Annotated in this window: 12 protein-coding genes; 8 read left to right on the forward strand and 4 right to left on the reverse strand. The window is 68.9% G+C overall.

Annotated elements, in window-relative coordinates; translation table 11 throughout:
* Positions 1-6: 6 nt before the first annotated feature.
* From ACKTT0_RS02760 to ACKTT0_RS02780, 5 genes are all read left to right on the forward strand, one after another.
* The gene (locus ACKTT0_RS02760; RefSeq protein ID WP_094807477.1) at positions 7-804 is read left to right on the forward strand and encodes an enoyl-CoA hydratase/isomerase family protein; all 798 of its coding nucleotides are present in this window, start codon (positions 7-9) and stop codon (positions 802-804) included.
* A 106-nt stretch (positions 805-910) separates the two neighbouring features.
* Positions 911-2134 carry a CaiB/BaiF CoA transferase family protein gene (locus tag ACKTT0_RS02765; protein WP_407847910.1) on the forward strand — a complete coding sequence of 408 codons (1224 nt, stop codon included), beginning with the start codon at positions 911-913 and terminating at the stop codon, positions 2132-2134.
* A complete protein-coding gene (locus tag ACKTT0_RS02770) occupies positions 2131-4470 on the forward strand; it encodes an acyl-CoA dehydrogenase family protein (protein ID WP_407847912.1) in 2340 nt (779 codons plus the stop codon). The genes ACKTT0_RS02765 and ACKTT0_RS02770 overlap by 4 nt, the downstream gene beginning before the upstream one ends.
* Positions 4471-4518: 48 nt before the next feature.
* Positions 4519-5490, forward strand: coding sequence for a Bug family tripartite tricarboxylate transporter substrate binding protein (locus ACKTT0_RS02775; protein ID WP_407847914.1), 972 nt, complete (start codon positions 4519-4521; stop codon positions 5488-5490).
* Positions 5491-5544: 54 nt separating this feature from the next.
* Positions 5545-6522: a LysR family transcriptional regulator gene (locus tag ACKTT0_RS02780; RefSeq protein ID WP_407847916.1), complete on the forward strand. Its 978-nt coding sequence runs from the start codon at positions 5545-5547 to the stop codon at positions 6520-6522.
* A 9-nt stretch (positions 6523-6531) separates the two neighbouring features.
* Here the strand turns inward: ACKTT0_RS02780 and ACKTT0_RS02785 are convergent, their stop codons facing one another.
* The 3 genes from ACKTT0_RS02785 to ACKTT0_RS02795 are packed head-to-tail and all read right to left on the reverse strand — an operon-like array spanning position 6532 to position 8676.
* On the reverse strand, positions 6532-7434 hold the full coding sequence (locus tag ACKTT0_RS02785) for an amidohydrolase family protein (RefSeq protein ID WP_407847917.1): 903 nt from the start codon (positions 7432-7434) through the stop codon (positions 6532-6534).
* A 2-nt stretch (positions 7435-7436) separates the two neighbouring features.
* Positions 7437-8048: a carboxymuconolactone decarboxylase family protein gene (locus tag ACKTT0_RS02790; protein ID WP_407847918.1), complete on the reverse strand. Its 612-nt coding sequence runs from the start codon at positions 8046-8048 to the stop codon at positions 7437-7439.
* Between the two features lie 13 nt (positions 8049-8061).
* Entirely contained in the window at positions 8062-8676 is a 615-nt protein-coding gene (locus ACKTT0_RS02795) for a glutathione S-transferase family protein (protein ID WP_407847920.1), read from the reverse strand.
* Between the two features lie 146 nt (positions 8677-8822).
* Here ACKTT0_RS02795 and ACKTT0_RS02800 point away from each other — a divergent pair, with 146 nt between their 5' ends.
* Complete coding sequence (locus ACKTT0_RS02800; protein WP_407847921.1) at positions 8823-9209, forward strand: VOC family protein; 387 nt, start codon at positions 8823-8825, stop codon at positions 9207-9209.
* Between the two features lie 28 nt (positions 9210-9237).
* On the opposite strand, the gene ACKTT0_RS02805 is transcribed toward ACKTT0_RS02800, so the two are convergent.
* Positions 9238-9564, reverse strand: coding sequence for a hypothetical protein (locus ACKTT0_RS02805; RefSeq protein WP_407847923.1), 327 nt, complete (start codon positions 9562-9564; stop codon positions 9238-9240).
* A 170-nt stretch (positions 9565-9734) separates the two neighbouring features.
* Here ACKTT0_RS02805 and ACKTT0_RS02810 point away from each other — a divergent pair, with 170 nt between their 5' ends.
* The gene (locus ACKTT0_RS02810; RefSeq protein ID WP_407852373.1) at positions 9735-10628 is read left to right on the forward strand and encodes an MBL fold metallo-hydrolase; all 894 of its coding nucleotides are present in this window, start codon (positions 9735-9737) and stop codon (positions 10626-10628) included.
* A 41-nt stretch (positions 10629-10669) separates the two neighbouring features.
* Complete coding sequence (locus ACKTT0_RS02815; protein ID WP_407847924.1) at positions 10670-11941, forward strand: NAD(P)/FAD-dependent oxidoreductase; 1272 nt, start codon at positions 10670-10672, stop codon at positions 11939-11941.
* The last annotated feature ends 50 nt before the right edge of the window (positions 11942-11991 follow it).

Below are 11991 nucleotides of genomic sequence, written 5' to 3' on the forward strand. Positions count from 1 at the left end.
TACCCCATGACCACCCCGACCGACCTCGCCGGCCCGTACACCGCCCTGGATGTCAGGATCGAGGACGGCATCGCCGTCGTGCTGCTCGCCAATCCGCCCGTCAACGCGCTGAGCACGGAGATGATGAATGAGCTCACGCTTCTACTGGATCGTATTTCGGAGGTCTCCGACGTGCGAGCGGTCGTGCTGTCCGGCCAGGGCAAGACCTTCTGCGCCGGCGCCGACCTGAAGAACCGCGCCACCACCATACGCGGTCCCGGCGACCTGCCACAACACTCGCGGCGCACGCGCGAGTGCTTCCATGCCATCCGCGAATGCGCCAAACCCGTGGTCGGCGCGATCAACGGCGCGGCGCTCGGCGCCGGCCTGGCCATCGTCGCGTCCTGCGACATCCTGCTGGCGGCCTCTTCGGCGGTGGTGGGCCTGCCGGAGATCAATGTCGGCCTGCTGGGCGGCGGCCGGCACGGCATGCGCCTGTTCGGCCATTCGCGCCTGCGCCGCATGATGCTCACCGGACTGCGCATCGACGGCGACGAACTCTACCGCCTCGGCGTGGTGGAAGCCTCCGTGCCGGCCGAAGCGCTGATGGACCACGCCATGGAGCTGGCGCGCGAGCTTGCCTCCAAGAGCCCGCTGGCCACCGTATTGGCCAAGCAGACCCTCAATGCGATCGAGGACATGAGCCTGCGCGACGGCTACCGCTATGAACAGGACATGACTGCGGCCATCGCCAAGACGGAGGACGCGGCCGAGGCGCGGCGCGCGTTCCTGGAAAAGCGCGCGCCGGTATTCCAGGGCCGCTAGCGGCCGCGCGCCGAATCGCGGCGGCGCGCATAACAGCTATTACCGCGCAGCCGTAGGTTCGCCCGGAACGCCTGCCTACACTGCCTTCCAACAATCAGGAGGCGATATGGCAGGTGCTCTGAGCGGCTTGAAGGTGCTGGACCTGAGCCGTGTGTTCTCCGGGCCGTGGGCGGCCCAGATGCTGGCGGACTTCGGCGCCGACGTCATCAAGGTCGAACGGCCCGGCAGGGGCGACGACGTGCGGCACCAGGGCTATCCCATGCCGGACCGCGACGGGCGGCCCAGCGGCCCGACGTCCTCGTTTGTCGCCATGAACCGCGGCAAGCGTTCCGTGACCATCGACATCTCCCGTCCGGCCGGCCAGGAACTGGTACGGCGGCTGGCGCGGCAGTCGGATGTGCTGATCGAGAATTTCAAGGCGGGCGACCTGCGCCGCTACGGCCTGGACTATGCGGCCCTGTCCGGGCTCAACTCGCGGCTGGTCTATTGCTCCATCACCGGCTTCGGCCAGGACGGTCCCTACAGCCACCTGCCCGGCTACGACCCCATCTTCCAGTCCATGAGCGGGCTGATGAGCCTGACCGGCATGCCCGACGGCGAACCGGGGGCGGGACCGGTCAAGGCGGGGTATTCCGTGTCCGACCTCACGGCCGGGTTCTATGCAGTGGCGGCCATTCTCGCGGCGCTGCGGCACCGCGACCAGGTATCCGGCGCGGGGCAGCATATCGACCTGGCGTTGCTGGACGCACAGATCGCCGCCATCTCGCACATGGGCATGAATTATCTCGCTACCGGACGCCAGCCGGAGCGCGTGGGCAGTGCTTCGCAGATCACCGCCCCATTCCAGGCTTTCCCCTGCCGGGACGGACACATCATGATCGCGGTCGGCAACGACGCGCAGTTCCGCAGCTTCTGCCATGCCATCGACAGGCCGGAACTGGCATCGGATCCGCGTTTCGGGACCAATCCCCAGCGGGCCGCGCAGCGCGCGGAATTGGCGGCACTGATCGAACCGGCCATGCGCACGCGCACGGTGCGGCAGTGGAACGATGCGCTGGCGGCGGCGAATGTTCCCTGCGGCCCCATCTACACCATGGAGCAGGTCTTCCAGGACCCGCAAGTCCGGCATCGCGGGCTGCTGGGCGAGGTGGCGCATCCGCAACTCGGCCGGCTGCCGGTCATAGGCAACCCCATTCACTTCTCGCAGACGCCCGTGCAGGTCGGCGTGCCGCCGCCCATGCTGGGCGAACACACCGCCGCGGTGCTGGCGTCGGAGCTCGGCATGGACGAGCTGGACATCGGCCGCCTGCGCGCGGAGGGCATCGTATGACGGCCACCGACCACCAACTGATCGAGGCGGTGCGCGACAGCGCGCGCGACTTCCTGCAGCGGCGCGACCAGCGGCGGCGCAGGCGTGCTCAGCCCGCCCGGGATGCCGGCTACTGGCGGGAGATTGCCGCCATGGGATGGCTGGCGATGACGGTGCCGGAGGCACAGGGCGGACTGGGCATGGGATGGCACGCCATGGCGACGGTCGTGCAGGAAGCCGGCCGGGCCGCGCTGCCCGATCCATTGGTGGCCGCCGGCATCATTCCGGCAGCGTTGCTGGCGCGCCTGCATCGGCAGGCCGATCCGGACCGGTGCGAGCGCCTGCTGGCGGACGTATGCGAAGGCGGGCGCGTGGTCTGCCTGGCCTGGCAGGAAAGCGAGGGACAGCTCGAAGCGGGCGAAACCTCGGGCGCGTTCGGCGTCAGCTTTGCGCCGCGCGACGGCGGTTATGTGCTGAACGGCGAGAAGCGCCACGTAGTGCCCGGCGCGCACGTCGACGCCTGGCTCGTCACCGCGGACGGCCCGGATGGCACCGCGCTGCTCCTGGTCCCCGTCGGCACGGCCGGGGTTGGGATACATGCGCATGAACGCACGGACGGCACGCCCGCCTGCCACCTGTCCTTCGACTCCGTCCGCCTGCCGCCGGACGCGCTGCTATCGGCGCACGCCATCGCGGATACTGTCGATGCGGCGCTCGACCATGGCCGCCTGATGCAGGCGGCCGAACTCATCGGCATGGCGCGCCAGGCCCTGGCCGACTCGGTGGCGTACCTGAACACCCGCCAGCAGTTCGGCCGGCCGCTGGCGTCATTCCAGGCCTTGCAGCATCGCCTGGTGGACGCCGCCATGCAAGTGGAGCTGGCCCAGAACAGCCTGACGGACGCGCTCGACACACTGGCGGACGCGCCCGAGGCTGGCGCCAATGCGCTCAAGAGCCTCGCCAGCCGGGTGAAGGCCCGCGCGGCGCATGCCAGCCTGCAGGCGTGCCGGCTGGCCATCCAATTGCATGGCGCCATCGGCTACACCGACGAATGCGACATCAGCCTGTATTTCCGCGCCACCTTGCACCAGGCCGCCTGGCTCGGCAATGCCGCCGCCCATCGCCAGCGCTATGCGGCCCTGGCCGCCGATGTCCCGGCCGAAGACGCCGCGCGCCCGCGCCAGGAATGGACCGAGTTCCCGCGCCAGGCCGACTGGAATGCCATGCCGGAGGCCGAATTCCGCGCCATGCTGCGGGAGTTCTTCCGCCGGCATTATCCCGACCGCCTGCGTCATGCCGCATGGCGCCTGCACTGGGACGACATCAAGGAATGGTATTTCACCCTGTCGCGCCAAGGTTGGATCGCACCGTCCTGGCCGCGCGAACATGGCGGCATGGAGCTGTCGCCGGCGCGGCAGATCGCCTTCATCGAGGAAGCCGAACGCTACGGGGTGGCGCGCGCTCCCGACCAGGGGCTGGTGATGCTGGGCCCGATCCTGATCCGCTATGGCACGCCCGAACAACGGGCCCGCTTCCTGCCGGGCATCCTGTCCGGCCGGGACGTCTGGGCCCAGGGCTACTCGGAGCCCAACGCCGGCTCGGACCTCGCGGCGCTGCGCTGCGAAGCGGTGCCCGATGGCGACCACTTCGTGGTCACGGGCCAGAAGACCTGGTCGACGCTGGCGCAGGATGCCACTCACATGTTCATGCTGGTGCGTACCGACAAGACCGTCAAGAAGCAGGCCGGCATCAGCTTCCTGCTGGTCGACCTGGCCAGCCCGGGCGTCAGCCGGCGGCCCATCAGAACCGTATCCGGCCACGAGGAGTTCTGCGAAGTTTTCTTCGACCAGGTCCGCGTGCCGCGCGCGAACCTGGTCGGCGAGCTCAATGCGGGCTGGGGCATCGCCAAGGCGCTGTTGGGCTTCGAGCGGCTGTTCAGCGGCAGCCCCAAGCACGCCAACCACGCGCTGCAGCAGATCCTGCAGATCGCCCGGCAGCGCGGCCTGCTGGCCGACCCTGCGTTCGGCGACCGGCTGGCGGAATTGCGCCTGGATACCGCCGACCTGACCGCCATGTACCGCGTATTCGCCGACATGGCCAGGGCCGGCCGCCCGCTGCCTCCCGAGCTCTCGCTATTGAAGATCTGGGCGACCGAAACGCACGAGCGCCTCGGCGCCCTGTTGATCCAGATCGCGGAGGAATACGGCGGCGCCGCCATGACGGACACCTACCCCAATAGCGGCGTCCACGTACTGGCGCCGTACACCAACGCGCTGGCAGCCACCATCTTCAGCGGCACCAACGAAATCCAGAGAAACATCTACGCCAAGCAGGTCCTGGGCCTGCAAGGCGCTTGAGAAAACGGGCCACCCGGACCGCGGGCCCCACCATTTTGGAGAGAGACAATGAAAAAGACATGCGCGTCCATCGCGGCGGCGCTGCTGCTGGCCGCCAGTCTAATGCCGGCCGCGCGGGCCGGCGAGTCCTGGCCCAGCCAGCCGATCCGCCTCATCGTGCCCTACCCGCCCGGCGGCTCGGTGGACAATCTGGCCCGCCTGCTGGCGCCGGTGCTGGGCAAGCAGCTGGGCCAGAGCATCGTGATCGAGAATCGGGCCGGCGCCAGCGGCACCATCGGGGTAGACGCGACGATCCGCGCGGCGCCGGACGGCTATACGTTCGGGTTCGGCGTGCCGGGCGCCATCAGCGGCCTGCCGCATGTCATGAAAGTCCCCTATGACGTGGCGAAAATCCAGTACGTCTCGCTGGTGGCGCGGGTGCCCCAGGCGATCATGGTCAATCCATCCAATCCGGCGCGGACCCTGCCGGATTTCGTGGCCGCGGCCAAGGCGGCGCCCGGCCGGTACAACTACGGCTCGGCTGGCAACGTCACCACCCCCCACCTGGGCGGCGAACTGCTCAAGCAGCAGACCGGCATCGACCTGGTCCACGTGCCCTACAAGGGCGCATCGCCCGCGCTGACCGCCTTGATGGCCAATGAAGTGCAGATGTTTGCCGGCGACGTGTCGGCTGCGCTGGGCTTCATCAGGTCAGGCAAGGTGCGGCCGCTGGCGGTCAGCAGCCCCGAGCGCTTTGAAGGTCTGCTGGATGTCCCCACCACCGGGGAACTCGGCTATCCTGGCGTCATCGTCGAATCCAACTACGGGATCATCGCCCCTACCGGCACGCCGCCCGCCATCGTCGGGCAAATGGCCGAGGCGGTTGCCGCGGCGCTGGCCGAGCCGGCGCTGCATCGGCAGATCGTCGCCCAGGGGGCTGTCCCGCAGGCCACCACGCCGCAAGCATATCGGCAGCTGATGGAGGACGAGTCGCGCAAGTGGGGCGAGGTCATACGCAAGGGCAAGCTGGGCCTGCACTAGGCTGCCGCCCGGCCGGTGATTTATAGTGTCTGCGCTTCTTCACGACCTCCTGCCATGCCTTCCGCCAAAGCCACAGGCCTGAGCCTGGACATTACCGCTGATCTGCACAAGTGGCGCGCCTTCCTGGCCATCGCCGAACTGGGCAGCATCACTCGCGCCGCCTTGTACCTGGACCAGGACCAGTCGGTGCTGAGCCGGCGCATCAATGCGCTGGAACGCGAATGCAATGCCCGCTTGTTCAACCGCACCGGCCGCGGCGTGCAGTTGTCGGAAGTGGGAACGCGCCTGTTCCCGCTGGTGCGCACGCTGCTGGGCGATGCCGAGCGTCTGGAGCTCGAGCTCAACGGCCAGGCCCGCGAGCCCGCCGGCGAAGTGACGCTCGGGCTGCTGCCGTCCACCGCGCATCCGCTCATCCGCCGGCTGTTCTCCCGCCTGCGCAAGGCCTTTCCCAAGGTGCACCTGAAGATCCTGGAGGGTTCGAGCGGACAGATCGAGGAATGGCTCACCGACAACCGGGTCGACATCGCCATCCTGTATCGCTACGGTGAAAAATGCCCTCCTGGCGAACAGGCGCTGGCTTACGTGGACTCCTACCTGGTCGGCGCCGCCGACGATCCCCGCACGCGGGCCGACGATATCCCGTTCGCCGAACTGGACGGCCTGCCCTTCATCCTGCCGGGCGCACCCAATGGCGTGCGCAATGCCCTCGACGGCCTGGCGCGCGCGCGCAAGATCACCATCGCGCCGCTCATCGAGGCGGATTCCCTGCCATTGATGAAATCCATCGTCGCCCAGGAACGGATGTACACCGTGCTGCCGCTGCACGCCGTCTGGCAGGAAGTGCAGGAAGGCCGGCTGAGCGTCGCCCTGCTGCGCGACCCATCGATGGGCCGCATCATCTCGATGGCCCTGTCGCGCACCAAGGGGCCGGGCCGCACGGTCATGGAAGTGGCCGCGCAGATCGAAGACCTGGTGCGCGAAATGGGCGACGAAGGCGTGTGGCGGACGCGCCTGGAAAAAGCGACGGAATAGCGGGCGCGGTCAGCGGAATCCGTAGAGCCGCGCCGGGTTGTCCACCCATACTTTGCGCCGCAGCGTGTCGTCGCCCAGCCATTCGTGCTCGAGGTCGGCCAGCGCGTCGGCATAAGGCGCAGCCTGCCCCATCCGCACGAACGGCCAATCCGACCCCCACAATACCTGGTCCGCATTCGCGGCCACGAAGGCATCGTGCAGTCGCCGGGCATCCTCGTAGCCCGGCGCGCCGCCGACGCGGCACACGGTCAGCTTGATCCACACCAGGCCGTCGGCCAGCAGCCCGCGCAGCAGTGCGAACGCCGCATCGCCGGGGCCGCGCGCCGACGCCAGACTGCCCAGGTGATCGATCACCAGGGGCACCTGCAGCCTGGCGAGCGCGGGCAGGTGCCGCAGATAAGCCTCGGATGGCGCCCATAGCTGCGCATGCAAGCCGAACTGGCGCATGCGCGGCGCCAGCGCAGCCACTTGGTCAAAGCCGACGCTGCCCGGGAACAGGCGGCCGGCCGGATCGCGCGCCTCGACGAAGCGCAGCCCACGCACGCCGCCGTCATACAGATTCTGCAGTTGCGCGTCACTGATATCCGGATCGGCCACGGCGATGCCGCGCAGGCGTTCCCCGCCTGCGGCCAGTGCATCCAGCAGCGCCGCGGCCTCGGTGCCATAGGGCGCGGGCTGGACCAGCACGCCGCGTTGCGCGCCTAGCGTATCGAGCATGTGCAGGTAGCGTCCGACCGGCGCGTCGGGCGCGGCATACGACGAAGGATGCTGCAGTGGAAAGCGGTCATACGGGCCGAACACGTGACAGTGAGCGTCGCAGGCCAGCGGCGGCAACCGGTGACACGGGCGTCCCGGCATGCGCGGGGCCTCGGTGCTGGCCGGAACGTACGGCTTGGCGGCATCGACAGGCATCGTCAGCGCTCCCGCCCAGGCGCCGCCGGCAATCGGCTCAGCGCGGCGCGGCCGTCCCGCAGCGGCGTATCCAGGGGCGCGGGCGCATTGTCCGGCATCGGAATTTCGTGCGCGTTCAGGGTCATCGATACCATGGTGTAGTAGCCCACCACGGCAGTCAGCTCCACGACGCCCACCACATGCCAGGCTGCCAGCGCGCGCCCGTACAGCTCTTGGTCGACCTGGCCGGTTTCCTGCAATTGACGGCTGAACTCATAGGCGATCGCGTCGCCGGCTTGTTCGAAGACCGGCTCGCGCCGGGTGCGGATCGCCTCGATCACGGCGGACGGCACGCCGGCGGCGGCCGCCGCTTGCGCATGAATATGCCATTCGATCTGGCTGTTCCAGCGCCGCGCCGTGACCAGGATGGCCAACTCGCTGACGCGCGGCGGCAGGCTCGTGCCATAGCGCAGCAGGGCCCCGAGCGCCTGCCAGCGCTCGGCCAGGTCCGGATTGTGCAGCGCCGCGCGCAGCGGGCCGACCAGCCGGCCACGCGGCCCGGAGACGATCTGCTCGTAGACGCGTTTTTGGTCGGCGCTCATCGCGTCCGGGCTGGGCAAGGGAATTCGGCTCATGGACGAGGCTCGTTCAAGGGGTTTCAGTGGGCGCGCTGCGCAGCACGGAAGGCCGCTGCGCGAATCGCTCATGCCAGACCGCGAGCTTGGGATGCCCGTCGCGCCAGGCAATATCAGGAAAGCGGTAATCCAGGTACGACAGCGCGCAGCCGATGGCGATATGGCCGAGGTCGAAGGGGCCCGCCTGCAGTTCGTGCGCCTCGGCCTCCAGTGCCGCCAGCACCGCCTCGACCTTCAGGGAAAAAGCGTCCAGCCAAGCCTCCGTCTGCCGCTGCGGCGGCTTGGCGCGCTCCTGGCGGTAAAGCAGCAGCACATCAAGCAAGCCGTCGCCAAGCGCCTGGCGCCGCTCGGCCAGCAGGCGCGCGCGCGGCTCGGCCGGCAGCAAGCCGCAACCGCCCAGCGTATCGAGGTAGGCGCAGATCACCCGCGAGTCGTACACGGACGTGCCGTCGTCGAGGACCAGGGTCGGCAGCTTGATCAGGGGATTGTCGGGCAGCAGGTCCAGGTTGGGCTTGTCCATCGCGACAGGCGTGCGCACCAACTCCACGGCTTCCGCCATGTCGGCTTCGTACAGGACGATCATGACTTTGCGCACGAAAGGCGAGCGCGGCGACCAATGCAGTTTCATGGGGACTCCCGTGAGGACTTGGCGTATGGTAGCCAGCATGGGCCGCGCGGGATATGCCGGACACCGCATATCAGCTATGTGCCGGCACGGCCGGGCACGATGCTTGCCGCGGCCGGCCGCAACCCCAAGCCCGAGGAGACCCTCCCATGCTCGACCACACCGGCATCACCGTCTCGGATTTCGAGACCAGCAAGAAGTTCTACCTGACCGCCCTGGCCCCCCTGGGCTACGCCATCCGCAAGGAACATCCCGGCGCGGCCGGCTTCGGGGCCGGCAATCCGCGCGACGGCGGCGATCCGGGCGGCGATTTCTGGCTGATGCAGGGCGAGCCGTCGACACCGCGCATCCACATCGCGTTCCGCGCGCAAAGCGTCGAGCAGGTGCAGGCCTTCCACCGGGCCGCCCTGGCGGCCGGCGGGCGCGACAACGGCGCGCCCGGCCTGCGCCCGCAATACCACGAACACTACTACGGCGCCTTCGTGTACGACCCGGACGGCTACAACATCGAGGCCGTCTGCCACCGGCAAGCGTGACGCCGCGGCCCGCCGGAGCGAACCGGCGCTAGGCGCGGATATACAGCCAGCCCGCGCGCTGCAGGCGCGCCATTTCCAGGATCGAAGAACCCGGCAGCACATTGAGCGGCGCCCGGCCCTCGCGGTCGATCTTGCGCAGCGTGTTCGGACACAGCCAGGTCGCCTCGTCCAGTTCGTGGGCCGGCGCGTCCAGCGCGGCCGCCACGGCGGCGGCATTGAGCAGGATGCGCACCTCGGCCCGCGGCGCCTCGCGCCGCACATTGGCGGCGTTGCTGCGCGCGCGCTCCAGCGCGGCGGCGGTAGGCGCATGAAGCAGGATTTTCAGGTTGCTGTCGGATATCGTGTCGGGTGTCATGTCGTATTGATCCAGGAAGCATCGACAACGCCGGCGCGGTCGCGGGATGCGCCCGCCAAGCTGCTATATTTCTATTGGAAATAAACTAATTATTTTAGTTTATTATCGATCAGACAGGAGTCCTCATGTCCGAATCCCACGCTGACGCGGCGCTCGCCCAGGCCATCGACATGGTACGGGATGCGAGCCGGGGCGCCGCGCTGCGGCCCGATGTCGCCTCGTTCTTCGATCCCGCCACCAACACGGTCAGCCACATCGTGCGCGATCCCGGCAGCAGCGCCTGCGCGATCATCGATAGCGTCCTGGATTTCGACCCGGCCAGCGGCCGCACGCGGCACGCCAGCGCCGACGCCCTGCTCCGGTTCATCCGCGACCAGGACCTGCAAGTGCAGTGGGTGCTGGAAACGCACGCCCACGCCGACCATTTTTCCGCCGCGCCGTGGCTGCAGGAACGGCTGGGCGGCCAGCTCGCGATCGGCGAGCGAATCACCGTCGTGCAGCATACTTTCGGCAAGCTTTTCAACGCGGGCACGCAGTACGCGCGCGACGGCAGCCAGTTCGACCGGCTGTTCGCCGACGGCGACCGGTTCCGCATCGGCTCGCTCGATGCGGCGGTCCTGCAGGTGCCCGGCCATACGCCGGCTTGCATCGCATACGTCATCGGCGATGCGGTCTTCGCGGGCGACACGCTGTTCATGCCCGACTACGGCACGGCGCGCTGCGACTTCCCGGGCGGCGACGCGGCCACGCTGTACCGGTCCATCCGGCGCCTGCTGCGCCTGCCCGGCAACACGCGCATGTTCCTGTGCCACGACTACAAGGCGCCGGGACGCGACCACTATGCCTGGGAAACCAGCGTCGCGGCCCAGCGCAACGGCAACATCCACGTGCGCGAGGGCATCGGCGAGGCCGAGTTCGTCGCCATGCGCCAGGCGCGCGATGCCACCCTGGCCATGCCGCGCCTGATCCTGCCGTCGATCCAGGTGAACATGCGCGGCGGCCACTGGCCCGAGCCCGAGGACAACGGCATCCGCTACCTGAAGATTCCACTGAATGCGCTGTGACGCGCACGGCCGGATGCATTGACAAGACCCAAGGAGAGACCATGCACAGACCTGCCAACGGCCTGGCGCCGCCAGTCTACGACGTGGCCGTGGTCGGCGGCGGCTCGGCCGGCCTGGCGGCCATCGCCAGCCTGCTGCGGCGCCGTCCCGCGCTGCGCATCTGCCTGATCGAACCCGCGACGGAACACTGCTACCAGCCCGGCTGGACGCTGGTCGGCGCCGGCGTGTTCGCGCAGCACCGCACTGTACGGCCGATGGCCAGCCTGGTGCCGGACTGCGTGACCTGGGAACGCGCCGCGGCCGCGGCATTCGAGCCGGACGACAACCGTGTCGTGCTGGGCAACGGCGCGGCCGTCCACTACCGGACCCTGGTGGCGGCGCCGGGATTGAAGCTGGACTGGAATGCCGTCGCGGGCCTGCGCGACACGCTCGGCCGCAACGGCGTCACGTCGAACTATCAGCCAGGCCTGGCGCCCTACACGTGGCAGCTGGTCAGCGGATTGCGCCGCGGCCGCGCGCTGTTCACGCAACCGCCCATGCCCATCAAATGCGCCGGCGCGCCGCAGAAGGCCATGTACCTGTCGGCCGACCACTGGCTGCGCGCGGGCTGCCTGGGCGACATCCGCATCGAGTTCCACAACGCGGGCGCGGCGTTGTTCGGCGTCGACGCCTATGTGCCGGCCCTGATGGCGTACGTCCGCAAGTACGGCGCGCACCTCGAGTTCGGCTCGCGCCTGGTGGCGGTCGACGGCGCTGCGCGCGTCGCCACCTTCGAGCGCGCCGGCGCGGACGGCGCGCGCCATGAGGAACAGCGCGAATTCGACCTGCTGCATGTCTGCCCGCCCCAGGTGGCGCCCGACTGCGTGCGCGCCAGCCCGTTGGCGGCGGCCAGCGGCTGGATCGAGGTCGACCCGTATTCGCTGCGGCATGTGCGCTACGAGAACGTGTTCGCCCTGGGCGACGCGATCAGCGCATCCAACGCGAAGACTGCGGCGGCCGCGCGCAAGCAAGCGCCGGTGGCGGCCGAGAACGTCATTGCCGCGCTGGAGGGCAAGGCGCTGCCCGCCGCTTACGACGGCTACGGTTCCTGCCCGCTCACTGTCGAACGCGGCAAGATCGTGCTGGCCGAGTTCGGCTACGGCGGCAAGCTGCTGCCGACCTTCCCGCGCTGGCTCATCGATGGCCGTCGCCCGTCGCGGCTGGCCTGGCATCTCAAATCCGAGGCCCTGCCTGCCATCTATTGGCGCGCCATGCTCAAAGGCCGGGAATGGCTGTGCAAGCCGCGGCGGCGCGAGGCGGCAGAAGCGCGCTGATGCGCCGCGCGGCTGGACACGATGTGTCCATGTCTCTATACTTCGACATC

The sequence above is a fragment of the Bordetella saccharivorans genome, assembly GCF_045862855.1.
Classification (GTDB): Bacteria; Pseudomonadota; Gammaproteobacteria; order Burkholderiales; family Burkholderiaceae_B; genus Bordetella_A; species Bordetella_A petrii_F.